Origin of the sequence: Sphingomonas pituitosa NBRC 102491 (genome assembly GCF_001598435.1) — a bacterium.
GTDB lineage: Bacteria > Pseudomonadota > Alphaproteobacteria > Sphingomonadales > Sphingomonadaceae > Sphingomonas > Sphingomonas pituitosa.
Genome location: NZ_BCYY01000033.1, coordinates 1 through 24,018, shown reverse-complemented (window position 1 = coordinate 24,018; position 24,018 = coordinate 1). Strand labels below are relative to the sequence as shown.

Here is a 24,018-nt window from a genome sequence, read left to right as displayed (position 1 = left end):
AAGCGCGCGAAGCTGGTAGCCTCAGGCCCCATGGGGGAATTCGACGCAGCCGGCGAACTGGTAATGGGGGGCCTGCTCGGCCGTGCGGTAGAGCCGCATGCGGGCGAGGGCCATGGGCACGGGCATGGCACGATCTGCCTGAATTGCGGTAGCGCGCTGGTCGGCCCGCATTGCCACGAATGCGGGCAATCGGGGCACGTCCATCGCTCGCTCGGCGCGATCGGGCACGAATTGCTGCACGGCGTCGCGCATTTCGAGGGAAAGATGTGGCGCACGCTGCCACTGCTCGTTTGGCGGCCCGGCGATCTCACCCGCCGCTACATCGCCGGCGAGCGCGCGCGCTTCGTCTCGCCGATGGCGATGTTCCTCTTCTCGATCTTCACGATGTTCGCGATCTTCCAGATCCTCGGCATCTCGACGCCGACCGACCTGGAAACCCCGACGGCCCGGCCGACCGCCGCCCTGCAGCGCGCGCTGAAGCATAGCGAAGAAGGACGCGCGAAGGATGTCGCCAAGCGCGCCAGGCTCGCCGCAGACGACAGCGATCGCGCCGATCTGGACAAGGACATCGCCAAGGCGGATCGCGAGATCGCCGCGATCAAGGCCGCCGCCGCGCAGATCGCGCCTATAGAGGCCGTCGCCGGGGACGACGACAACATCAAGCAGGTGCACACCGGCTGGCACACCCTCGATCACGGTGTCGAGAAGTGGCAGAAGAACCCCGCGCTGATGCTCTACAAGCTGCAATCGAGCATCTACAAATTCTCCTGGCTGCTGATCCCGCTGTCGATCCCGTTCGTGTGGCTGCTGTTCTTCTGGAAACGCCAGTACAAGCTCTACGATCACGCGGTGTTCGTGACCTACTCGATCGCGGCGATGTCGATGCTGTTCATCGGTATCACGCTGCTGAGCGCGGTGGGCGTATCCACCGACATTCTGGTTTGGACCGCCCTGCTCCTGCCGCCGATCCACATGTGCCGGCAGCTGAAGCAGGCCTATGGCCTGGGATGGCGCTCCGCCATCTTCCGGACCAGTCTGTTGCTGTGGTTCATCACCATCATCGCATCGCTGTTCCTGCTGATCCTGGCGCTGCTCGGCATCATGGGCTGAACCACCGCGTCACGGGAAGCCGTGCATCTGCCGGTCCATCGGCATCATCGCATGGTCGAGATGGCCGAGGATCCACACCGATCCGCCGATCAGCAGCAACACGACGAGCGTCCCGAAGGCGAGCGCCAGCACGTTGTTGGTGTTGTCCGGCCCGGTGTTCACGTGGAGGAAGAAGACGAGGTGGACGCCCATCTGCGCGATGGCCAGCACCACCAGCGCCATCGGCACCGCCGGCCGCCAGACCAGCGGCAGGTTGACCATCGCGAAGGCCGCGGCGGTGAGCAGCGCGGCGAGGCCCAGCCCCACCACATAGCCGCTGGTGCCGCCGGCGAATTCCTCGCCTTCGGCCGCTTCGTCGCCGGGCGCGGTATCACCGCTGTCGGTCTCGCGCTCGCTCATGGCGCCACTCCCATCAGATAGACCCCATAAGATAGACCATCGTGAAAATGCCGACCCAGACGATGTCGAGCGCGTGCCAGAACAGGTTGAAGCACATCAGCCGCCGCAGGACCTGCGGCTGGAAACCCTTCACCCACAGCTGCGCCATCATCGTGCCGAGCCACAACAGCCCGACGCCGATGTGCAGGCCGTGCAGCCCGACCAGGCCGAAAAAGGCGGAGAGAAAGGCGCTGCGCTGGGGCCCTGCGCCCTCGCCGATCATCTCGGCGAACTCGGCCAGCTCGAGCCCGAGGAACGCCGCGCCCAGCACGCCGGTGGCAAGCAGCCAGAGCTGCGCGGGCAGCAGCTTGCGCCGCTCCGCCGCAACGCCCGCCAAGCCGCAAGTGAAGCTGGAGAGGAGCAATGCCGCCGTCTCGAGCGCCACCCGCTCCTGTCCGAACAGCTCGCGGGGCGACGGGCCGCCCGCGGTTTGCTTCGCCAGCACCGCATAGGCGGCGAAGAAGCCCGAGAAGAGGATGATGTCGCTGAGCAGGTAGATCCAGAAGCCATAGCCCACGGTGGTACGCTTGCTCGCCGGCCCGCCCTCGCCGCGACCCGTATTGGTATCCTCGCCACCACCGCGGCCGATGCGATAGGGATCCTGTGCCTTGGCGGTCATGCCGGCTGCTCCCGGTTCGCATCAAGCCAGGCCTGGCGCGCGGCGCGGCGGACGCGATCGATCCGGGCCACTTCTTCCGCCGGGATTGCCTTCTCCTCCTCGTCGCGCCAGGCGAAGACCACGAAGGTGGCATAGGCGCCGACGAAACCCAGCGCCGCCAGCCACCAGATACTCCAGATCATCGCAAAGCCGATCAGCGTGGCGAAGAACGCGGTGGCGACCCCGGTTGCGCTGTTGCGCGGCATTTCGATCGGTTCGTAGTCGGGTTCGTCGCCGAGCCCCTGGCTTTCGAGCGCCGTGCGCTTGATCGTCCAATAGGGCTCCTCGCCGTGCACGCGTGGCAGCACCGCGAAGTTGAACACCGGCGGCGGGGACGAGGTTGCCCATTCGAGCGAACGGCCATCCCAGGGATCGCCGGTTTCGTCGCGCAATGCCTCGCGGTTGCGGATGCTGACGACGATCTGGACGATCTGCGAGGCCACGCCCAGCATCATCACGCCGATGCCGCCGACCGAGACGTAGAGCCACGGCGCCCATTCGGTGAAATCGATATGCTGCAGCCGCCGGGTCATCCCCTCCAGCCCCAGCACGTACAGTGCGCCGAACACGATCAGGAAGCCCGCGAGCGTCAGCCAGAACGCCATCTTCCCCCAAGTTTCGTCGAGCCGGAAGCCGAACGCCTTGGGGAACCAGAAGGTGATGCCCGCGAACGCGCCGAAGATCACGCCCGAGTTGATGACGTTGTGGAAGTGCGCGACCAGGAACATCGAATTGTGCAGCATGAAATCGGCCGGCGGGACCGCGAGCAGCACGCCGGTCATCCCGCCGATGATGAAGGTCATCAGGAAGGCGATCGACCAGAGCATCGGCGTGGGGAAGCGCAGCCGCCCGCCATACATGGTGAACAGCCAGTTGTAGATCTTCACGCCGGTGCCCACCGCGATGATGCTGGTGGCGATGCCGAAGGCGGCGTTGACGTCGCCGCCCGCCCCCATCGTGAAGAAATGGTGCAGCCACACCGTGAACGACACCACGACGATGAACAGCGTCGCCGCCACCATCGACCGATAGCCGAACAGCGGTTTGGACGAGAAGGTGGAGATCACCTCGGAGAAGATGCCGAACGCGGGCAGGATGAGGATGTAGACCTCCGGATGCCCCCAGGCCCAGATGAGGTTCACGAACATCATCATGTTGCCGCCGGCTTCGTTGGTGAAGAAGTGGAAGCCGAGATACCGGTCGAGCGCCAGCATCCCCAGCGTGGCGGTGAGGATCGGGAAGGCAGCGACGATCAGCATGTTGGCGCCCAGCGCGGTCCAGCAGAACATCGGCATGCGGAGGTAACTCATGCCCGGCGCGCGCAGCTTGAGGATCGTCGTCACCAGGTTGATGCCCGACATCAGCGTGCCGACACCCGAAATCTGGATCGCCCAGACATAGTAATCCACGCCGACGCCGGGCGAGTAGGTCGTCTCGCTCAAGGGTGCATAGGGCAGCCAGCCGGTACGCGCGAACTCGCCGATCACCAGGCTCATATTGACCAGCAGCGCGCCCGAAGCGGTGAGCCAGAAGCTGGTCGAGTTGAGCGTCGGGAAGGCCACGTCGCGGACGCCGAGCTGGAGCGGCACGACGAAGTTCATCAGCCCGATGATCACCGGCATCGCGCCGAAGAAGATCATGATCGTGCCGTGCGCCGAGAAGATCTGGTCGTAATGCTCGGGCGGCAGATAGCCCTGGGCATGGCCGATCGCGGTCGCCTGCTGGGTGCGCATCATGATCGCGTCGACGAACCCGCGCAGCAGCATGACGAGCCCGAGCAGCACGTACATCACCCCGATCCGCTTGTGATCGACCGAGGTGATCCACTCCTTCCACAGATAGGGCCAGTGCCCCTTCGCCGTGATCCAGCCGAGCACCGCGAACAGCGCCAGCGCGACGCCGCCCGCTGCGATCAGCGGGATCGGCTGGCTGAACGGAATCGCGGACCAGGTGAGCTTGCCGAACATCGTCACTCCGCCGTTCCGGGGGAAATCTGGGGCTGGCCGTCGCGGCCCTGTTCGGGGCCGGGCGCGGGCGGCAAATGCTGTGCCACCACCCTGTCGAACAGGCCTGGCTGCACCGCCCCCCAATGCTTGGCGGGCTCGTGCTGGCTCTGCCGGGCGAGTTGGGCGTAGGCGGGTCCATCGAGCAGCCCGCCGGCCGCCTTCACGCCCGCCACCCAGCGGGTGAAGTCCGCCGCCGGCACGGCCTGGAGCCGGAAGTTCATGTCCGAAAAGCCGTCGCCGCTGTAATGCGCCGATTGGCCGTAATAGCTGCCGGGCCTGTCCGCCTGCAGGTGCAGCGTCGTCGCCATGCCGTTCATCGTGTAGATCTGGCTGCCCAGCCGCGGCACGAAGAAGCTGTTCATCACGCTGGCCGAGGTGAGGCGGAAGCGGATCGGCACGCCGGCCGGGATCACCGGCTGGTTCAGCGTCGCGATGCCCTGCGCAGGGTAAACGAACAGCCATTTCCAATCGAGCGACACCACCTGAACCTCGAGCGGCGGGGCCTTCGACGCGATCGGCCTGGCGGGATCGAGGTCGTGGCTGCCGATCCAGATCAGACCGCTGAGGAACAGGATCGTCAGCAGCGGGATCGACCACACGATCAGCTCGATCCGCCCCGAATAGACGAACTCTGGCCGATGGCGCGCCTTGTCGTTGCCGGCGCGGAACCACCAGGCAAAGGCGAGCGTGGCGATCATCGTGGGGATGATGATCGCCAGCATGATGACCAGCGAATTGAGCAGGATCGTCCGGTTGTTCGCGCTGATCGGCCCGCCGGGGCGGAGGATACTCGCGCCGCTGCACCCGCCGAGCAACAACAGCAGCGGGAGGAGGCGCGCCGCGCGGCTAGCCATGGTGCGCCTCGGCCAGCCAGTCATCGGGCGAGCGCTCCCTGGTCGGCGCGATGTCGGCGCCCATGCTCTGCGCGATGATCTCCAGCGCCCAGCGCCCGCGATCATCGTCCTGCGTCGCCACGGCGTCGCCCGGCACCCACAGCGCATAGTCGCGCATGTGCGCGTCGCCGGCGGTGAACAGCACGCAGATGTCGGTCGCGACGCCGGTCAGCACCAGCCGGCGCACGCCCAGCTTGGGGAGCAGCACCGGCAGGTTGGTCGCGTAGAAGCCGGAGAATTGCGGCTTGAGCACGAAATAGTCGCACTCGCGCGGCTTGAGCTCTGCGAGGCTGTCCGGGGCGCCGTCCAGCGCCTGCTCGATCAGCCGGGACTTTTCCGAATGCCACTCGCCGAAATTGTCGTTGACGAAGACCGTCGGCAGATCGGCCGCGTCGAACGCGGCGCGCAGCCTGGCAATCGGTCCCGCGATCGCCTCGGCGCGGCTACGCAGTTCCTCGCCACCTTCGAAGTCGAAGGTGTTGATCATGTCGATGATCAGCAGCGCCGCTGCCGCACCCGGCCTGTCGCGCGCAGGGGCGGTGGCGCCCGTTTCGGGTGCTTCCACGGTCTCGCTCCCCTGAGGCGCTCAGCGATCCGTCTGGCCGCGATCGAGCGTGTCGCTGGGATGGGCGGCATCGCCCTCCTGCTGATGCTCGGTCGAGAGGTTCGGGCGCGGCTGGGTGCTGGTGCCGCCCTTGTCGCCTTTCTCGCCGGGTTCGGTCGCGAGATTGGGGTTCGGCTGGGTGTGCGTTTCAGTGTCCGGATCGGGCATGGCGCTTCTCCTGATAGGCAGGCAAACGACATGCAGCGGCGGCTGTTCCCCGCATTACCGCTTTCGGCGATTCACCAGCTGCAACAGCGCGGCGATCAGCGAGAGCCCGCCGCCGAGCAGCGCCACCCCGGTCCAGCCGCCGGCGCCCCAGGCATAGGTGGCGGTCGCCGAGCCGGCGGAGGCGCCGAGGAACATCGATCCCATCAGCACGGTGTTCAGCCGCGCCCGCGCCTCGGGCCGGAGTGCGAAGATGATGTGCTGGTTGGAAACGAGCGCGCTCTGCACCGCGAAGTCGAGCACGACGACGCCGATCACCAGCGCGGCGATGCTCGCCCACAGCCCGAACAGCAGCCAGCTCGCCACCGCGAGCAGCGCGCCGAGCAGCACCACCCGGTGCGGCCCAGTCCTGTCGGCGATCCGCCCGGCGAGCGGCGCACCGAGGATTCCGGCCGCGCCGACCACGCCGAACAGCCCGGCCACGTCCGCGCCCATGCCGAAGCGCGGCGTCTCCAGATACAGCGCCAGGATCGTCCAGAAGCCGGTGAAGCCCGCGAACAGCAGCGCCTGGGTGATCGCCGCCAGCCGCAACGCCGGGAATTCCCGCCACAGGCTACCCAGTGATCCGAGCAACGCCCCATAGCCGAGCGTCGCCTCGGGCTCGCTGCGCGGCAGCCGCCACGCCATCACCGCCGCGGTGCCCAGCGCCAGCGGCACGCCGAGCCAGAACATCTCGCGCCACCCCAGGTGCGTGCCGACGAAACCGGACAGCGTCCGGCTGAGCAGGATCCCGCAGAGCAGCCCCGCCATCACCGTGCCCACGGTCTGCCCGCGCTTTGCCGGATCTGCGAGGTGCGCAGCGAACGGCACGATCTGCTGCGCCACGCTCGCCGCCGCGCCCACCGCCAGCGACGCACCGATCAGCATCCAGGCATTGGGCGCCAGCGCCGCCGCCACCAGCGCCCCCGCCAGCACGAGGAACTGGAGCACGATCAGCCGCTTGCGCTCGTGCAGATCGCCCAGCGGCACCAGCAGGAACAGCCCCGCCGCATAGCCGAGCTGGGTCGCCGTCGGCACCAGCCCCGCCGGCTGGCCGGGGAGGTCGCGCTCGATGATGCCGAGCAGCGGCTGGTTGTAGTAGATATTGGCCACCGCAATGCCGGCCGCCGCCGCCATCGCGAAGGTAAGGCCGCGGCCGAGCGGGGCGGGTGTTGCGTTCACAGCGGCGACTCCTCAGGCGTTGGGACGCACAGATAGGAAGCGACGTCGCCGCTTGTTACTGTCCGATGGTTTGGGGGCCGATGGTTTGGGGCCCGCTCTCGTCGAGCAGATTGGTCTCGGCCATCGCATTGTCCGGCTCGTCGACATGGCCGTCCGGATCGACATGGATCAGGATCTCGGTGTCCGGAAAGGCCTGCCCCAGCGCGCCTTCCAGCCGCTCGACCACGTCGTGCGCCTCGGCGATCGTCATGCGGGGGCGCATGCTGACATGGAACTGCACGAAATCGCGGTTGCCGCTGGTGCGGGTACGCAGGTCGTGCAGGCTGTTGAGCTCGGGGTGCGTCGCGGCGATCTCGACGAAGCGGCGCCGCTTCTCCTCGGGCCATTCGCGGTCCATCAGCTGGTCGATCGCCGCGACCGAGGCGCGCCAGGCGCCCCAGAGCAGCCAGAAGGCGATGGCGATGCCGAACACCGGGTCGGCACCGCGCAGCCCCAGATAGCTTTCGCTGACCAGCGCGCCGATCACCGCGGCGTTGAGGTACAGGTCCGAGCTGTAATGGATGCTGTCGGTGGTGATCGCGATAGAGCCGGTGCGGCGGATCACCGAGCGCTGATATTGGGTGAGGGCCAGCGTCACCACAATGGCGATCACGGACACGGCGATGCCGTCGGCGGGATGCGCGCTCGTCTGGCTCTGCATCAGCCGCTGCACGGCGCGCAGCAGGATGGCGAAGCCCGAAATGGCGATGATCGCCACCTGGAACAGCGCCGCCAGCGCTTCGGCCTTGCCATGGCCGAAGCGGTGCTCGTCATCCGCCGGCTGCGAGGCCCAGTGAACCCCGCCCAGCGTGACCAGCGATGCGACGAGATCGAGGCCGGAGTCCGCAAGGCTCGCCAGCACCGCCACCGATCCGGTCTTCACCGCGGCATAGGATTTGATCGCGCCCAGGAAGAGCGCGCTGCACACGCTGGCGATCGCCGCACGGCGGGCGAGGTTGGTCACGGGAACAGCATGCCTTCCGACCAACCGTCGCCGGCGCGGGTGAACACCCGCCGCTCGTGCAGGCGATGCTCGCGGTCGAGCCAGAATTCGATCCGCTCGGGCGTCACGCGGTAGCCGCCCCAATGCGGCGGGCGCGGCACCGGCTGGCCTTCGAACCGCGCCTGCACCTCGGCGAAGCGCGCCTCGAAGGTGGCGCGGGCATCGAGCGGGCGCGACTGATCCGAGGCCCAGGCGCCGAGCTGCGAATCGCGGCTGCGGCTGGCGAAATAGGCATCCGACTCTTCGTCGCTGGCCAAGTCTACGGGCCCTTCGATGCGGATCTGGCGGCGCAGCGACTTCCAGTGGAAGAGCAGCGCGACATGCGGGTTGGCGGCAAGATCGCCGGCCTTGCGACCCTCGCGATTGGTGTAGAAGACGAAGCCGCGTTCGTCATAGCCCTTCAGCAGCACCATCCGCACCGACGGGCGCCCCTGGGCATCCGCCGTGGCCAGCGCCATCGCGTTGGAATCGTTGATCTCGGTGGTACGCGCCTCGGTGTACCAGTCGTGGAACAGCGCAAATGGATCGGTGCTCATGGGGGTGCCTCTACAACCTAAACGCCGCCGTTGCGATGGGCGGAACACACTGGACTTTGGGGAATTGAATCGGGCCTGCAACGAGGAGACTTCCGCATGGCGGCACGTGCCTATTGGCAGGGACAGATCCGGCTGGCCCTCGTTTCGATTCCCGTCGAGATCTACACCGCCACCAAATCCGGCGCGCAGATCGCGTTCCACCAGATCCACGAACCGAGCGGCCAGCGGATCAAGTACGAGAAGGTCGCGCCCGGCGTGGGCGCGGTCGAACCGGACGAGATCGTCAAGGGCTATGAGATCGAGAAGGGCGAATATGTCCTGCTGGAGCAAGACGAGATCGACGCGGTGAAGCTCGAATCGAAAAAGACGCTGGAGCTCACCCAGTTCGTCGATGCCGACGAGATCGACGTGCTCTATTACGAGCGGCCCTATTTCGTGGTGCCGGCCGACGATCTTGCCGAAGAGGCGTTCATCGTGCTGCGCGAGGCGCTGCGCCGCGCGCGCAAGGTGGGGCTGGGCCAGCTGGCGATGCGCGGCCGCGAATATGTCGTCAGCCTGAAGCCCTGCGGGCGCGGCATGATCCTCGAGACGCTGCGCTATGCCGACGAGGTGCAGAAGGCGCAGGGCTATTTCCGCGAGATACCGGACAGCGAACCCGATCCCGAACTGCTCGACCTGGCGCAGACGCTGATCGAGAAGAAGTCGGGCAGCTTCGATCCCAAGGGGTTTCACGATCGTTATGTCGATGCGCTGCGCGACCTGATCGAGAAGAAGAAAAAGGCCAAGGGCGCCAAGATCCTGGAGGATCCGGAAAAGCCGGAGAGTCGCGGATCGAACGTGGTGGACCTGATGGCGGCGCTGAAGAAGTCGCTGGGCCCGGGCGATGCCAAGCCCGCCCCCAAGGCTAAGGCACCGGCGAAGAAGGCACCGGCCAAGAAGCCGGCGGCGAAGAAACGTGCCTGAGCCCGACAGCCTCGCCCGCTACAACGCCAAGCGGGACTTCGCCAGGACGGCGGAGCCCGCCGGCGAGGTCGCCAAGGGCAGCGGCAACCGCTTCCTCGTCCAGAAGCACGACGCGACGCGGCTGCACTGGGACTTCCGGCTGGAAGTGGACGGCGTGCTGAAAAGCTGGGCGGTGACGCGCGGCCCCAGCCTCGACCCCGACGAGAAACGGCTTGCGGTCCGCACCGAGGACCATCCACTGTCCTATGCCGATTTCGAAGGCACCATCCCCAAGGGCCAATATGGCGGCGGCACGGTGATGCTGTGGGACGCCGGCACCTGGGAGCCGATCCCCGGCAAGAGCGCCAAGGACCTGGAAAAGGGCCATCTCCATTTCGTGCTCCATGGCGAGCGGATGCAGGGCGAATGGCTGCTGATCCGGCTGAAGCCCAGGGGCAAGGAGAAGGCCGAAAACTGGCTGCTCCGCAAGATCGACGACGACCATGCCGGCCCGACGGACGAACTGGTCGAGGCGGGCCTGACCAGCGTCACCACCGGCCGGACGATGCAGGAGATCGCGGAGGGCGCCGCGCCCCATGCCGCGCCCGCACCTCCCGTCATGCCAGCGAAAGCTGGCGTCTCCCGTAGCGGAGGGAAGCGCTCGCCCAGCCTCGGGGAAGCCCCAGCTTCCGCTGGGGCGACGGCGAAGAAGCGCGGAAAAAAGGCAGGCACCTCGAACGTCCCGCCCTTCCGGTCCCCCCAGCTCGCCACGCTGGTCGATACCGTTCCCACCGGCAACCAGTGGCTCCACGAGATCAAATATGACGGCTACCGCGCGCTGATCGCCACGGGCGGCGGCGGACCGAGGATCTACACCCGCTCCGGGCTCGACTGGACCGCGAAGTTCCCCGGGATCGCCGAAGCCGCCGCCACCCTGCCGCCCGGCGCGCTGATCGACGGCGAGATCGTCGCGATGCACGACGGCAAGCCCGATTTCTCCACCCTGCAGGAGGCGATCTCCGCCGGCGGCGCGGGACTGACTTGCTTCGCCTTCGACCTGCTCGCCGAGGGTGGTGAGGACCTGACCGCCCTGCCCCAGCGCGACCGCAAGGAGCGCCTTCGCGCGCTGCTCGAGGGCGCCGACGATCGCATCCGCTTCTCCGAACACATTCTCGGCAATGGCGAGAAGCTGTTCGAGAGCATGTGCCGCGAAGGCTTAGAGGGCGTCGTCTCGAAGCGCGCCGATGCGCCCTATCGCGGCACCCGCAGCAAGGCGTGGCTCAAGATCAAGTGCACGCACCGCCAGGAATTCGTGATCCTCGGCTGGACCGCCTCCACCGCCCGGGGCCGCGGCTTCAAGTCGCTGCTGCTCGGGGTGAACGGGCCCGACGGCCTCGTCTATGCCGGCAAGGTCGGCACCGGCTTCAACACCAACACGCTGCTGTCGGTGCGCGCGCGGCTCGACGCGCTCGCCGTCGACAAGCCGGCCGCCAAGGTGCCCCGTCCCGAAGCGCGGGGCGCGCATTGGGTGAAGCCGGAGCTGGTCGCCGAGATCGCCTTTGCCGAATTCACCGCCGAAAAGGTGGTGCGCCACGCCAGCTTCCTCGGCCTGCGCGAGGACAAGGCCGCCGACACAGTGGTCGCCGAGGAGCCGGCTGCACTGGCCGAGGCCGCCCCTTCCACGATCAAGATCAGCAGCCGCGACCGCGTGATCTTCCCCGAATCGAAGCTGACCAAGGGCGACCTTGCCGACTATTACGCGGCGATCGCGCCGATCGCGCTGCCCTGGCTCGGCGAGCGCCCGATCAGCCTGGTCCGCTGCCCGCAGGGCCGCGCCAAGCAATGCTTCTTCCAGAAGCATGATGCCGGCAGCTTCGGCGAGCAGGTCCACCATGTCGACATCCGCGAGAAGGATGGTTCGATCGAGCCCTATCTCTACGTCTCGGACGTCGACGGCATGCTCGCCTGCGTCCAGATGGGCACGATCGAGTTCCATGGCTGGGGATCGCGCGTCGCCGATGTCGAAAAACCCGATCGGCTGGTGTTCGATCTCGATCCCGACGAAGGCCTCGATTTCGGCGTGGTGAAGAAGGCGGCGGAATATCTGAAGGAACAGCTCGCCGAAATCGGGCTGACCAGCTGGCCATTGCTCTCCGGCGGCAAGGGCGTGCACGTGGTGGTGCCGCTGGTGCCGCACGCCGAATGGCCGGCGGCGAAAAGCTTCTGCGAGCGCTTCGCCCGCGCGCTGGCCCAGGCCGAGCCCGAGCGCTTCACCGCCAACATCAAGAAAGCCAGCCGGACGGGCCGCATCTTCATCGATTATCTGCGCAACCAGCGCGGCGCGACGGCGGTGCTGCCCTATGTCGCCCGCGCTCGGGAAAATGCGCCGGTGGCGGCACCCGTCACCTGGACCGAGCTGCGCGCCATCGACAGCGCGCATGTCTTCACCATCAAGGACGCCGCCGCGCTGCTCGATCGCGCCGGCAGCCGGGCGCTGCGCGGCTGGGGGACGGCGGACCAGACGCTTCCCGACCTGTAACCCGCGCCATCTTGCGCATTTCATCCGCCCTGCTGCAACGCACGCGGCAGGGCGGGGGTTAAGACGCTGGGAGGACGTGCGCCCGGCTCGGCTGATCGGTCCCGCACATCTCCCGTGTTGCATGGCACCATGGTTTCCCGCATCACCTCCGCCGAGAAAGGGACGCAGCTGTGGCCAGCCTTGCCGAGGCCGGATTGTTCGACGCCGGTACGATCGCCGATCGTTGGATCACCGATTATTGCGGCCAGGCACCGGCCGGCGATGTTCTGTGCGCGCAAACCGGCGCAGCATGGAGCGCGCTGTTCGAGGAGCTGGCGGGGCTTTCGGGCGACGGGCTGACGATCGCCCGCGAACGCGCGCATCGGCATGCCGAGGACATCGGCACCGGCTACCGCATCGGCGACGAGGGCGACGAGCGCCCCTGGCCGCTCTCCCCCGTGCCGCTGCTGATCGACCAGATCGAATGGCGCGGGATCGAGGCCGGCATTGCCCAGCGCGCGGAACTGATGGAGCTGCTGCTTCGCGACCTCTACGGCCCGACCCGGCTGATCGCCGATGGCCATCTGCCCGCGGCGCTGCTCACCGGCAGCCCCTTCTTCCTGCGCCCGCTCACCCATCTGACCCCGCCGGGCGAGCATCATCTCCATTTCGTCGCCTTCGACCTGTGCCGCAGTCCGGACGGCCATTGGCGGGTCCTCGCCGATCATCTCCGCGCCCCCGCCGGCGCCGGCTATGCGCTGGAGAACCGGCTGGCGATGGCGCGGACGCTGGGCGGCCTGCAGGGCCGGCTCAACATCGAGCGCCACGCGCCCTTCTTCGCCGCCTTCCGCGACGGAATCGCCGCCGCCTGCCGCCGCGCCGAACCGCGCATGGCGCTGCTTACCCCCGGCCGCTTCACCGCGAGCTATGCCGAACAGGCGCATCTCGCCCGCTATCTCGGCTTCCTGATGGTCGAGGGCGCCGATCTCGCGGTGCTCGACGACCGGGTCTATGTCCGCACCATCGCCGGGTTGAAGCGGGTGGATGCGCTGTGGCACCGATTCGACCCGCGCTATCTCGATCCGCTTGCACTCGACTCGCATTCCTCCATCGGCGTCGCCGGGCTGATCGACGCGACGGTTGCCGGCAATGTCGTGATCGCCAATGCGCCGGGCGCCGGCCTGCTCGAAGCGCCGGCCTTCGCCGCCTTCCTGCCGCGGCTCAGCGAGATCCTGCTCGGCGAGCCGCTGCGCCTGCCCAACATCGCCACCTGGTGGTGCGGCCAGCCTGCCGAAGCCGCACAGGTCGCGGCGAATCTCGACCAGATGCTCATCGCCCCCGCCTTCGGCACGCCGCCGCTCGGCCTGCCGGGGGGCAAGGCGGTGCTCGGCGCGCATCTCGACGCGGCGGCGCGCGACGCGCTGCGCGACGATCTCACCCGCCGGCCGCAGGATTATGTCGGGCAGGAGGTGGTCTGCCTCTCGACCATGCCGTTCGTCGCCGAAGACCGGCTTGCCCCGCGCCCCTTCACCCTGCGCGTCTTCGCCGCGCGCGACGCCGCCGGCCACTGGACGGTGCTGCCCGGCGGCTTCGCCCGGATCGGCGACCATGCCGACGCCCGCGCCGCGGTGATGGGCGAAGGCAGCTGGTCGGCCGACGTCTGCATCCACGGGCCCGATCCGGTGGCGCCCGTCTCGCTGCTCCCCTCGGGCGATTCGACCCAGCTGCGTCGCAACCCCGGCACGCTGCCCAGCCGAGTGGCGGACAACATGTTCTGGCTGGGCCGCTATCTCGAGCGGGGCGAGGCGCTGCTGTCGGTGCTCCGCGTGCTGCTGGGCCACTCGATCAGCGCGGACACCGGCGCAGCACTTTCTGCCGAGACCGTCGATCGGCTCGCCCAGCTGGTGGTGGGAGCAGGGGCGGCCCCGCCCCCCCGCGGCCTGAAACGGCAGGATCTCACCCAGCTCGCCCGCACCGCGCTGGAATCGGGCGAAGGCTGGACCAGCGTCCGTGCGATCAATGCCCAGGCCCGCTCGATCGGCGCGGTCTCGCGCGACCGGCTCTCCGCCGACATGATCCGCCTGCTCGATGCGCCCTTCCCGGAACGCGGCGTGCTGCTCGATCGCGCCGGATCGCTGCAGCGGCGCTATTCCGCGCTGGCGGGCCAGGCGGGCGAGCATATGGGCCGCACCGATGCCTGGCGCTTCCACGATCTCGGCCGTCGCATCGAGCGGGCGCTGGCGACGATCGGCTTCCTCCGCGCCCTTGGCGGGCCGCAGGCGACCGCCGACGATCTCTCGACGCTGCTGGACCTGGCCGACAGCCAGATCAGCTATCGCCAGCGCTACCTGACCGGCATCGCCCGGGTGCCGGTGCTCGACCTGCTCGCGCTCGATCCCGGCAATCCGCGCGGCCTGTCCTTCCAGGCGGCGGCGATTTCGGCGCACCTCAACGCGCTGCCGGTGCTCTCCGACGACGGCCTGGCCGAGCCGCAGCAGGAACAGGCACGCAGCATCGCCGCTACCTTGGTCACCGCGCGCGCCACCGCGATCGACGATGCCTGGCTCGACGATCTCCAGTCGCGACTGTGGAGCCTCTCCGAGGCCGTCGCCCGCCGCTATTTCCTGCACGGCGCCGAGCCGCTGCGCGCGGCGGGGCTCGTGCTCGCATGATGCTGTACCGCATCCGCCATGTGACGCGGTTCGATTATGCCCAGCCGGTCGCCTTCGCGCGCTGCAACCTGCGGCTGAAGCCGATTCTCTGGTCCGGCCAGATGATCGAGGAGTATGCGCTGAGCATCCAGCCGGGCGGCCGCACCTACCCGGCCCGCGCCGAGGCCGGGCTTGCCAATGTCGTGCGGCTGGTGGTGGAGCATGCCGCGAACAGCCTGACGATCGAGAGCAGCGCGCAGGTGCGCGTCGAACGGCAGATTCCGATTCCCGCGGCCAGCGACCCGACGATTTCCCAGATCGCCGCCTGGGCGCGCGACAGCGGCGATCCCACGCCGGCGGGCCCCGCCGCCTATCTGTTTCCCTCGCCGCTGATCCCGCTCGACCGCGACATCGCCGCCTGGTGTGCCGAGGAACTGCACCCCGATCGCGGCATCCTCGACGCCGGCATCGCGCTGGCGCAGCGTATCCAGCGCGACTTCGCCTTCGATCCCACCGCCACGCTGGTCGACACGCCGCCGCACGAGGCGTTCGCGAAACGCGGCGGCGTCTGCCAGGATTTCGCGCAGATCATGCTCTCGGGCCTGCGCGCCGCCGGGCTGCCGGCCGCCTATGTCTCGGGCTATCTGCGCACGCTGCCGCCGCCGGGCCAGCCACGGCTGGTCGGCGCGGACGCCACCCATGCCTGGGTGCTGCTGTGGGGCGGGCCCGATCTCGGCTGGGTCGGCGTCGATCCGACCAACGGCATCTGGATGGCCGAGGACCACATCGTCATGGCGATCGGTCGCGACTATGCCGACATTGCGCCGATCGACGGCATCGTGCTCGGCTCGGGTGCGCAGGCGATGCACGTGTCGGTGGACGTGGAGCCGCTGGAGACCGGGGCGCCCTGACCGCGCGATCAGTGCTCCACCGGGCCCTTGTCGCCGAAGTTCAGCCGGCGCGTGACGCGATAATCGAGCACCGCCATCACGAAATACGCCGCAAACTGCTTCACTCGCGTCCACCAGCCGGTGCGCGCCTTGTAGAGTTCGGGCGTGATCCGTTCCGATTGCGCGATCTCGCCGTCGACATAGCTGCGGACATGCGCGGCGAAGGCGGGATCCTGCACCCGCAGCATCAGCTCGAGGTTGAGGAACATGCTGCGAATGTCGAAATTGGCCGAGCCGATATGGACGACGTCGTCGATCACATAGAGCTTGGTGTGCAGCTTGGTCGGCTGATATTCGAAGATCTGCACCTTCTTGCGCAGCAGCCCGGCATAGGTGAACCGCGCCGCCCAGATCGCGGCGGTGTGATCCAGCTTCGACGGCAGCACCAGCCGCACCCGCCCGCGCCGCCCGGCCTTGTCGAGCCGCCGCAGCATCGCCGGGCTGGGGGCGAAATAGGCGGCGATCAGGTCGAGCGTGTTCGCCCGCTCCATGTCGTGCTTCACCACCCGCGCCCAGGGCGACAACCGCCGCATCGGCCCGCCCAGCAGCCAGCGCGCGCGCCCGTCGGGCTCGCTCCAGGCCTTGAGCGTCCTGCCCAGCGACCGCAGCGTCGCACGCGGACGCTTCGCCCAGTCGGCGAGCGCGTCGAAATAGCCGGTCAGCCGCTCGGCCGCCGGACCCTCGACCAGCAGCCCCAGGTCGCGCCACGCCTGCTCGGCGACGGTACCGAAATAATCGTCCTCGATGTTGAACCCGCCGACGATCACCCGTGCCTCGTCGGCAAGCGCCAGCTTCTGGTGGTTGCGCAGCAGGTAACGCCGGCCCCAGCGCGGCACGAAGCGGCACACCTCGACACCGGCTTCGTGCAGCGGATCGAAGAAAGCGTTGCTCTCGGCATGCTCGCTGCCCAGGCCGTCGACGATCAGATGGACCCGCACCCCGCGCGCGGAAGCGTCGATCAACGCCTGGCGCACCGCGGCGCCGGCCGTGTCGTCGAGATAGATGTAATAGAGCACGCGCAGCGTGCGCTCGGCGCCAGCGATCAGGGCCAGCAGCGCGCGCAGCCGCTCCGGGCCTTCGGGAAGGAGCGTGAGGCGGTTTCCGTCGACGGTGAAGCTGGGCTGGGCGAGCGGCGGCATCGCTGCGCCATGGGTCGGATCGGCGCCCGCGACAAGCGGTTCGGCATCGGCATAGGGCGCCATCGGGATCGTTTCTCCTGCTCGGACGCGCAGACAACGGTTCAGCCGCCAATCGGTTCGCCCCCGGCGCCGCGGCCGCTTTCCTTGACATTTCGGCAGCCGGCCTCTAACTGGCCGGTCTTTCCGGACACCCCTATCCCAAGGAAGCGTTTTATGGCGCGCGTCACAGTCGAGGATTGCGTCGACAAGGTTCCCAACCGGTTCGACCTGGTGTTGTTCGCCGCACAGCGCGCGCGGCAGATTTCCGGCGGCGCCGATCTCACGCTCGATCGCGATCGCGACAAGAACCCGGTCGTCGCGCTGCGCGAGATCGCGGAAGAGACCGTGCGTCCCGATCATCTGCAGGAGGGGGTGATTGCCAGCCTGCAGCGCGTCCGCGTCGACGACGAGGATGCCCCCGACGAAATCGGTTCGATCCAGGCGCAGGCCGAGGCGCTCCGCCTCACCGCCGCAGCCCCGCCGCGCAACCAGAATCTGGGCGGCGACTACGAGGGCTGATCGCCTTTGGTCGAACGAACAACAAAGGGGCTGGCGGAAACGCCGGCCCTTTTTGTTGATGCGCTGATCCGCAGGCGCAGCGCCTCGTCGTCGAGACCTTCGAGCGTGAGCAGCGCGGCATAGGGGTCCCCCGCCAGCCCCAGCACCTGTGCGAAGGCGGGTTCCGTCTTGGCGCCCGCGTGCCGCCGCGCCATCACGGCTGCACGAAGCGGTTCGCCGCCCAGCGCGAGCAGCCGCCGCTCGATGGCGAAGTGCCGCCAGCCGAGCTGCTCGGCGACCGGCCGCGCCTGGCCGAACAGCTCGAACAGCCAGCCCGCGCAGTGGAAGCGCGCCACCACGGGGCGGTCGCGGCCCTGCCACTGCCACATCGCGAAACCGGGCAGGTCGCGGCAGGCCGCCCAGACCGCTGCGGCGAAGCGGTGCGGATCGGGCGCATGGCAGAGGAGGCCGATGTCGCTGTCGGGCAGGTCGAGGCCGAGCGGCGGCGTGCCTGCGACATGCGCGTCGAAGGCCGCGAGCCGCGTCAGCATCCCGCTCTGCGCGAGCGCTTCGGCATAGGGCGGACGGAGCGGAGAATGGGTCATGTGGTCGCAACCGCCTCCTCACCCGGGTAAGCAGGAGACCGCCTTTGCGGTACGGGGCAAGCGGCGCGTCAAAACCGTCGCCTTTTTGAAAACGCTATTCTTCTTCGGCCCCACCGGCGCTCTCCGCCCGGCCCTTGAAGCCCTGCGCCACCACATACCATTCCACCGATCCCTTGCGGCTCGCGGGGGGCTTGGCGTGCTTCACGGTGGTGAAGGCGCGCTTCATTTCGGCGATGAGTGCCGAATCGGCGCCGCCGGCGAACACCTTGGCGACGAAATCGCCGCCGGGCGCGAGGGTCTTGATCGCGAAGTCGAACGCGGTTTCCACCAGCGCCATCGTGCGCAGCGCATCGGTCTGCGGATGGCCCACCGTGTTCGCGGCCATGTCGGACAGGATCAGGTCCGGCGCGCCGCCCAGTTCCTCGATCAGCCGGTCGGGCGCGGCATCGTCCATGAAGTCCATCTGGAGCAGCGTCGCGCCCTCGATCGGGTCGACGGGCAGCAGGTCGATGCCGACCACCGCCGCCTTGGGCAGCACCCGGCGCACCACCTGCGTCCAGCCGCCGGGCGCCACGCCCAGATCGACGACGCGCTTTGCACCTTTCAGGAAGCCGAATTTCTCGTCCAGCTCGGTCAGCTTGTACGCCGCGCGGCTGCGATAGCCCTCGGCCTTGGCGCGCCGGACATAGGGGTCGTTCAACTGGCGTTCCAGCCAGCGCGTCGATTGCGCCGTACGGCCGCGCGCCGTGCGCACGCGGACATGGCCGCGGCCACCGCCCCTGCTCATCGCTTCTTCCTCACAACCTATAAGGGCGCGCCGCCGATCAGCCGCCGCAAGATGCCTTCGCGAATGCCGCGATCGGCGATGCCTAGCCGCTCCGCGGGCCAGATGTCGAGGATCGTCTCCAGGATCGCGCAGCCGGCCGAGACCAGATCGGCGCGTTCGTTGCCGATGCACGGCACCTGCGCGCGTTCCTTGACGCTCATCGCGGCGATTCGCGCGCTCACCTCGCGCATCGCCGCGCTCGGCACGATCAGCCCGTCGACCGCCGAGCGATCGTACGAGGCGAGCCCCAGATGCACGCTGGCCAGCGTCGTCACCGTGCCGCTGGTGCCGAGCAGCCGCGGCGTGCCCTTGGGCGGGCGCAGCCGCGCGACGAACGGCGCGAAACTATCGCGTACCCGTGCGCGCATGTCCGCATAGGCGGCGGCGCGGGCATCGGCGCTCACCGCCTTGCTCTGCCCGGTCGCCTCGCTCAGCGACACCACGCCCCAGGGCGCGCTGTGCCAGTCGAGGATGCGCGGGATGGGCGCATGCGAATCGACCAGCACCAGCTCGGTCGAACCGCCGCCGATGTCGAACACCAGCGCCGGTCCGTCCCCGGGCTCGAGCAGCGCATGGCAGCCGAGCACCGCCAGCCGCGCCTCTTCCTCGGCGGTGATGATGTCGAGCGCGATTCCCGTCTCGCGATAGGCGCGCTCGATGAACTCGGCGCCGTTCTCGGCCTGGCGGCAGGCCTGGGTCGCGACCGAGCGGGCGAGCGCGACGTTGCGGCGCTTGAGCTTGTCCGCGCAGATGCGCAGCGCGGCGAGCGTGCGCTCGATCGCCGCATCGGACAGGCGACCGGTCGTCGCCAGCCCCTCGCCGAGCCGGACGATTCGCGAAAAGGCATCGATCACCGCAAAGCCGGAACCTTGCGGGCGGGCGATCAGCAATCGGCAGTTATTGGTACCCAGGTCCAGCGCGGCATAATGGCGCGCTTCGGGCCAGCGCGGTGCCTGCCCTTTCGCGGCCGGTGGCGGCGCAGGGCGGGCGGCGGAAACGCGCCTCCCGCGGGGCATTCTGGCGGAGCCATCCCCCATCACATCAACTCACTTATCTTCTTCCGTCACCGAACCAAAACGGTCCGGCCGGTGCTTGGATGCGAGGCTAGACGAGCAAAGATGGCAGCGCAAGGCGAGCGCGCGATTGCGCGTTGACATGGCCGCCGCATCCCCCTATCTGGCGCGACCTGCCTGGTGCCCCGTCGTCTAAAGGTAAGACTACGGACTCTGACTCCGTCAATTGAGGTTCGAATCCTCACGGGGCATCCAAGCGGCTTCCCAGCCTCCCTGAAACTGCCACGATGTTCGCCGATGCGTGAACCGATGAGCGGTGCCGCCTGGGGCGGGAGCCCTCCCCTGGCGATGCGCCTCGACGTCGGACAGGCTGGGCGCTACCCGCAAAACCGGCGTTCCGGCCTTCACGCACGGGCGTCGTCCTGCAGAGAGTCCCATGGCGAAGCGAAGACGATATCTGACCGCTACCCTGGCAGACGGCTATGTGAAGACGATCGGGCCGACGTCCGCACCGTTTACCCATTACTGGCGCATCGTCGCGGAACTGGGCGGCGGCCGCACCGAGGTTTTCTGGGGGCACGCGAAATCGCTCAAGGAAGCGACCGGCAAGCGGGCGGCGACCGAGGAAGCTGCCCGCCAGCGCGGCTGGGCCCGCTACGATTTCGAAGTCGTGGAACTGACGGAGGACGATCGTCCGCGCGAACGATCCTGATCCGCTCCCGGGGGAGTCGCCCGGTGCTCAGGGATGTGGGAATCGCTGGCGCGTCGCGACCCAGCCATAGCCGAACATCACCGCCAGGGCGGCCGCCGCGACCAGGAAGGGCAGCGACCCCCAATATTCGTACATCGCCACGCCGATCGACGGCCCCAGCACGAACGCCGCGCCGTTGATCGAGGTCACCCGGCCCGCCACCGACCCCTGCGCATGCGGGCCGACCGCCAGCGACGCGCCGGCGGTGAACCCCGGCCGCGCGAAGCCCATGCCCAGCGCGATGGTCGCATAGCCGAGCGCGATGCCGTAGAGCGATCCCGCCATCGCCGTCGCCAGGCAGCCCAGCGCGCCCAGCGCCGCCCCGGCGAGAATCAGTGCCCGCGGCTTCAGCTCGAGCAGCGGGATGAGCCCCCATTGGACGAGCAGCGAGGCGCCGGCCCCGATCATCAGCACCAGGCCGGTCGGCTCCAGCGCGGCGGCGGGGGCAAGCGCAAGCCGATCGATGATCAGGAAGCCGATCGCCTGGCCGGTCATCGCCTGGGCGTGTCCCGCGACAAGCCCCGCGATCATCCAGGGGCGCACCCGCGGATCGAAGGTACGGACATCCTCGGCATGCTCGCCCACCGCTGCGGCGACGCTGGCGCCGGTGCCCTGCCCGCCGATCGACGGGTAGCTCGTGGTCGCGCCATGTTCGACCGTTCCCGATTCGCGCGGCAGCAGCCGCAGCACGGCAACGAAGAGCACCATTCCCAGCACGCTGGCGGCGAAGGCGGGGCCGGAAAGGCCGATCAGCGGCCCGCCGGGCCAGAGATGCCCCATCACCAGATAGGGCGCGACGGCAGGGCCCAGGATCGTCCCGAGGCCAAAGGCCGAGGCGAGCAGGGTCAGCGCCTTGGTACGATCCTCGCGGCTGGTACGTGCGGCGACGATCGCCTGCACCGCCGGCGGCGCGGCCGAGCCGAAGGCGCCGTACAGCATCCGCCCCACCACGAAGGCAGCGAAGGTGGCGAAGGGGCTCAGCACGCCGTTGATGCCGAGCGCGAGGCACAGCCCGCACAGCCCCAGCGACGCCGTGAAGCCGAGAATGCCGAGCAGCACCATCGATCGCCGCCCCGCCTTTTCGGAGCGCGCGGCCCAGAACGGTGCGGTAAGCATCCACAAGAGCGCCGATACCGAGAAAACCGCCGCTACCGCGCTGTCGGCGGCATGGAGCGAGCGGCCGAGCGCCGGCAGGATCGATTGCAGCGCCGTGTTGCCGGCCGCGATCATCAGCATCACGCCGAACAGCAGCGCGAAATCGCGGTCGATCGCGCGGCTCATGCGCGGCTCATGCGCGGCTCATGCGCGGCGCCACCGATAGCCGCGCTCGACCCGGGTGACGATCACCTCATACCATTCGTACCAGCGCGCGCGGCCCTGCGCGCGGATCGCGGCGTGCTCGGGATGGTCGCGCCAGGCGATAGCGCTGGCATCGTCGGCCCAGTAGCTGATGGTGATGCCGACGCCGTCGGCGCCGCGCTGCGATTCGATGCCACGATAGCCCGGCTGCACCGCCGCCAGCGCGACCATCGCGTCTGCCGCTGCGGCATAGCCGGCGGCATCTTCGTCGGTGCGCTTCGACACGAACAGCACCGCGATCTGGCCTGTACGATCCTCTCCCATACGTGAATCGTAGAAGGCGCGCGGCACTTTGCAATCCGTACGAGCCCTGCGAAAGCGAACGCATGATCACCGACTGGCATTTCTATGCGCTCGCCGTGCCCGCCGTGCTGCTGCTCGGCCTGTCCAAGGGCGGGTTCGCCGGCATGGGCGCGCTGTCGCTGCCGCTGCTGGCGCTGGCGATGGATCCGGTGCGCGCGGCGGCGATCACGCTGCCGATCCTGATTCTGCAGGACGTGGTAAGCGTCTGGGCGTTCCGCCGCACCGTGGACTGGCGGCTGCTGGCGTGGATGCTGCCGGGATCGATGGCCGGGATCGCACTCGGCTATGGCTTCGCGGCGAGCGTGTCGTCGGTGCTGGTGCTGGCGGCGGTGGGCGCGATCTCGATCCTGTTCGGGCTGTACCGGCTGTGGGGGAGCGGGCGGGCTACGCCGGCGATGGCGGCGCGCTGGCCCGAATGGGTGGGCAGCCTGTTCGGCGTCGCCTCGGGCTTCACCAGCCAGATCGCCCATGCAGGGCAGCCGCCCTTCCAGCTCTGGGTGCTGCCGCGGGGCCTGCCGCGCGACCGGCTGGTGGGGACGACCGCGCTCTTCTTCGCCGCGACCAACTGGATCAAGGTACCGGCCTATTGGGCGCTCGGCCAGTTCACGCCCGCGAACCTGCTGACCTCGGCCGTGCTGTTTCCGCTGGCGCTGGTCTCGACGCTGGCAGGGGTGTGGCTGGTGCGGCGGGTGTCGCCGGAACGCTTCTACACTGCGATCTATGTGCTGATGATCGCGGTGGGCGGTGCGCTGATTTGGGAGGCGGTAGCCAAGGGCTAAGCCCCTCCTCCGAGGAGGAGGGGCCAGGTCGGCTCAGTCGAACAGGCTCGAGACCGAGCTTTCGTCGGCGATGCGGCGGATCGCCTCGGCGATCAGCGGCGCGATGGTGAGGTGGCGGACCTTCTCGCCGGCGGCGACCACGTCGTGATTACCGATGGAGTCGGTGATCACCAGCTCGCGCAGCTCGGACTTGGCGACGCGCGCCATCGCCGCGCCGGAGAGCACGCCGTGGGTACAATAGGCGACGACGTCCTCGGCGCCCGCCGCCTTCAGCGCCGCCGCGGCGTTGCACAGCGTGCCGGCCGAATCGACGATGTCGTCGATGAGGATGCAGAAGCGGCCCTTCACCTCGCCGATGATGTTCATCACTTCCGATTCACCCGGACGCTCGCGCCGCTTGTCGACGATCGCGAGGGGGGCGTTGTCCAGCCGCTTGGCGAGCTGGCGCGCGCGCACCACGCCGCCGACGTCGGGCGAGACGACCATCCACTGCTTGTCGATGAAGCGCGTCTGGATGTCCGCCGACATCACCGGCGCCGCGAACAGATTGTCGGTCGGGATGTCGAAGAAGCCCTGGATCTGCCCGGCGTGCAGATCGACCGAGAGGACGCGGTTGGCGCCTGCGGTGGTGATCAGGTTGGCGACCAGCTTGGCCGAAATCGGCGTGCGGGGCCCGGGCTTCCGGTCCTGGCGGGCATAGCCGAAATAGGGGAGCACCGCGGTGATCCGCTTGGCCGACGCGCGGCGGAGCGCGTCGATCATGATCAGCAGCTCCATCAGATTGTCGTTCGCCGGATAGCTGGTCGACTGGAGCACGAACACGTCCTCGCCGCGGACGTTCTCGAGGATCTCGACGAAGATCTCCTCGTCGGCGAAGCGGCGGACGTTCGCCTGGGTGAGGGGAATCTCCAGATAGTCGGCGATGGCGCTCGCCAGCGGCAGGTTCGAATTGCCGGCCATGAGTTTCATAGA

The 24,018-nt window shown here is 68.5% G+C and carries 24 protein-coding genes and 1 tRNA gene; 9 read left to right on the top strand and 16 right to left on the bottom strand.

The genetic code is table 11. From position 1 onward, the window contains the following. Positions 1-30: 30 nt before the first annotated feature. Positions 31-1,110 carry a DUF3667 domain-containing protein gene (locus SPI01S_RS20030; RefSeq protein ID WP_066726856.1) on the top strand — a complete coding sequence of 360 codons (1,080 nt, stop codon included), beginning with the start codon at positions 31-33 and terminating at the stop codon, positions 1,108-1,110. A 9-nt stretch (positions 1,111-1,119) separates the two neighbouring features. Here SPI01S_RS20030 and cyoD read toward each other — a convergent pair whose 3' ends face one another. From cyoD to pdxH, 9 genes are all read right to left on the bottom strand, one after another. Further along, a complete protein-coding gene (gene cyoD, locus SPI01S_RS20025; RefSeq protein WP_066726853.1) occupies positions 1,120-1,509 on the bottom strand; it encodes a cytochrome o ubiquinol oxidase subunit IV in 390 nt (129 codons plus the stop codon). 13 nt (positions 1,510-1,522) lie between these two features. Next, entirely contained in the window at positions 1,523-2,167 is a 645-nt protein-coding gene (cyoC, locus tag SPI01S_RS20020) for a cytochrome o ubiquinol oxidase subunit III (protein WP_066726851.1), read from the bottom strand. Beyond that, positions 2,164-4,173 (bottom strand): cbb3-type cytochrome c oxidase subunit I, encoded by a 2,010-nt coding sequence (locus SPI01S_RS20015; protein WP_066726849.1) that lies wholly within the window; start codon positions 4,171-4,173, stop codon positions 2,164-2,166. The genes cyoC and SPI01S_RS20015 overlap by 4 nt, the downstream gene beginning before the upstream one ends. A 2-nt stretch (positions 4,174-4,175) precedes the next feature. Next, positions 4,176-5,066 carry a ubiquinol oxidase subunit II gene (cyoA, locus tag SPI01S_RS20010; protein WP_084253627.1) on the bottom strand — a complete coding sequence of 297 codons (891 nt, stop codon included), beginning with the start codon at positions 5,064-5,066 and terminating at the stop codon, positions 4,176-4,178. Further along, on the bottom strand, positions 5,059-5,670 hold the full coding sequence (locus SPI01S_RS20005) for a cysteine hydrolase family protein (RefSeq protein WP_084253626.1): 612 nt from the start codon (positions 5,668-5,670) through the stop codon (positions 5,059-5,061). Before SPI01S_RS20005 ends, cyoA begins: the two co-directional genes overlap by 8 nt. A gap of 21 nt (positions 5,671-5,691) precedes the next feature. Then, positions 5,692-5,877, bottom strand: a complete 186-nt coding sequence (locus tag SPI01S_RS20000; RefSeq protein ID WP_066726847.1) for a hypothetical protein — start codon at positions 5,875-5,877, stop codon at positions 5,692-5,694. 54 nt (positions 5,878-5,931) lie between these two features. Continuing rightward, on the bottom strand, positions 5,932-7,050 hold the full coding sequence (locus SPI01S_RS19995) for an MFS transporter (RefSeq protein ID WP_245653703.1): 1,119 nt from the start codon (positions 7,048-7,050) through the stop codon (positions 5,932-5,934). A gap of 100 nt (positions 7,051-7,150) precedes the next feature. Beyond that, positions 7,151-8,098, bottom strand: a complete 948-nt coding sequence (locus SPI01S_RS19990) for a cation diffusion facilitator family transporter (RefSeq protein WP_066726844.1) — start codon at positions 8,096-8,098, stop codon at positions 7,151-7,153. Further along, positions 8,095-8,673, bottom strand: a complete 579-nt coding sequence (gene pdxH / locus SPI01S_RS19985; protein WP_066726842.1) for a pyridoxamine 5'-phosphate oxidase — start codon at positions 8,671-8,673, stop codon at positions 8,095-8,097. The genes SPI01S_RS19990 and pdxH overlap by 4 nt, the downstream gene beginning before the upstream one ends. Before the next feature lie 96 nt (positions 8,674-8,769). On the opposite strand from pdxH, the gene ku reads away from it, so the two are divergent. The 4 genes from ku to SPI01S_RS19965 all read left to right on the top strand — a co-directional run bounded on the left by ku (position 8,770) and on the right by SPI01S_RS19965 (position 15,695). Continuing rightward, positions 8,770-9,636 (top strand): non-homologous end joining protein Ku, encoded by an 867-nt coding sequence (ku, locus tag SPI01S_RS19980; protein ID WP_066726840.1) that lies wholly within the window; start codon positions 8,770-8,772, stop codon positions 9,634-9,636. Beyond that, complete coding sequence (ligD, locus tag SPI01S_RS19975) at positions 9,629-12,154, top strand: DNA ligase D (protein WP_066726838.1); 2,526 nt, start codon at positions 9,629-9,631, stop codon at positions 12,152-12,154. The genes ku and ligD overlap by 8 nt, the downstream gene beginning before the upstream one ends. A 170-nt stretch (positions 12,155-12,324) precedes the next feature. After that, a complete protein-coding gene (locus tag SPI01S_RS19970) occupies positions 12,325-14,805 on the top strand; it encodes a circularly permuted type 2 ATP-grasp protein (protein WP_066726836.1) in 2,481 nt (826 codons plus the stop codon). Beyond that, positions 14,805-15,695, top strand: a complete 891-nt coding sequence (locus SPI01S_RS19965) for a transglutaminase family protein (protein ID WP_066726834.1) — start codon at positions 14,805-14,807, stop codon at positions 15,693-15,695. The genes SPI01S_RS19970 and SPI01S_RS19965 overlap by 1 nt, the downstream gene beginning before the upstream one ends. A gap of 8 nt (positions 15,696-15,703) precedes the next feature. Here the strand turns inward: SPI01S_RS19965 and SPI01S_RS19960 are convergent, their stop codons facing one another. Further along, entirely contained in the window at positions 15,704-16,936 is a 1,233-nt protein-coding gene (locus SPI01S_RS19960; protein WP_245653699.1) for a phospholipase D-like domain-containing protein, read from the bottom strand. Positions 16,937-17,086: 150 nt separating this feature from the next. Between SPI01S_RS19960 and rpoZ the strand changes: the two genes are divergently transcribed. Continuing rightward, positions 17,087-17,431, top strand: coding sequence for a DNA-directed RNA polymerase subunit omega (rpoZ, locus tag SPI01S_RS19955; RefSeq protein ID WP_066726831.1), 345 nt, complete (start codon positions 17,087-17,089; stop codon positions 17,429-17,431). Here rpoZ and SPI01S_RS19950 read toward each other — a convergent pair. The 3 genes from SPI01S_RS19950 to SPI01S_RS19940 form a co-directional block, all read right to left on the bottom strand. Then, entirely contained in the window at positions 17,419-18,015 is a 597-nt protein-coding gene (locus tag SPI01S_RS19950; protein ID WP_066726823.1) for a DUF4269 domain-containing protein, read from the bottom strand. The genes rpoZ and SPI01S_RS19950 overlap by 13 nt on opposite strands. 94 nt (positions 18,016-18,109) lie before the next feature. Beyond that, positions 18,110-18,802, bottom strand: a complete 693-nt coding sequence (locus SPI01S_RS19945; RefSeq protein ID WP_066726821.1) for an RlmE family RNA methyltransferase — start codon at positions 18,800-18,802, stop codon at positions 18,110-18,112. 17 nt (positions 18,803-18,819) lie between these two features. After that, a complete protein-coding gene (locus tag SPI01S_RS19940) occupies positions 18,820-19,857 on the bottom strand; it encodes a Ppx/GppA phosphatase family protein (RefSeq protein ID WP_066726819.1) in 1,038 nt (345 codons plus the stop codon). A 178-nt stretch (positions 19,858-20,035) separates the two neighbouring features. Between SPI01S_RS19940 and SPI01S_RS19935 the strand changes: the two genes are divergently transcribed. Both SPI01S_RS19935 and SPI01S_RS19930 read left to right on the top strand, forming a co-directional pair. Continuing rightward, positions 20,036-20,109, top strand: a tRNA-Gln gene (locus SPI01S_RS19935). A gap of 181 nt (positions 20,110-20,290) precedes the next feature. After that, positions 20,291-20,566 carry a hypothetical protein gene (locus SPI01S_RS19930; RefSeq protein ID WP_066726817.1) on the top strand — a complete coding sequence of 92 codons (276 nt, stop codon included), beginning with the start codon at positions 20,291-20,293 and terminating at the stop codon, positions 20,564-20,566. Between the two features lie 27 nt (positions 20,567-20,593). Here SPI01S_RS19930 and SPI01S_RS19925 read toward each other — a convergent pair whose 3' ends face one another. Then, positions 20,594-21,886: an MFS transporter gene (locus SPI01S_RS19925; RefSeq protein WP_066726815.1), complete on the bottom strand. Its 1,293-nt coding sequence runs from the start codon at positions 21,884-21,886 to the stop codon at positions 20,594-20,596. An 18-nt stretch (positions 21,887-21,904) separates the two neighbouring features. Next, complete coding sequence (locus SPI01S_RS19920; RefSeq protein WP_066726813.1) at positions 21,905-22,228, bottom strand: antibiotic biosynthesis monooxygenase family protein; 324 nt, start codon at positions 22,226-22,228, stop codon at positions 21,905-21,907. A gap of 62 nt (positions 22,229-22,290) precedes the next feature. Here SPI01S_RS19920 and SPI01S_RS19915 point away from each other — a divergent pair, with 62 nt between their 5' ends. After that, a complete protein-coding gene (locus tag SPI01S_RS19915) occupies positions 22,291-23,046 on the top strand; it encodes a sulfite exporter TauE/SafE family protein (RefSeq protein ID WP_066726811.1) in 756 nt (251 codons plus the stop codon). A 33-nt stretch (positions 23,047-23,079) separates the two neighbouring features. Here SPI01S_RS19915 and SPI01S_RS19910 read toward each other — a convergent pair whose 3' ends face one another. Next, positions 23,080-24,015 (bottom strand): ribose-phosphate pyrophosphokinase, encoded by a 936-nt coding sequence (locus SPI01S_RS19910; protein ID WP_084253625.1) that lies wholly within the window; start codon positions 24,013-24,015, stop codon positions 23,080-23,082. Positions 24,016-24,018 lie beyond the last annotated feature (3 nt).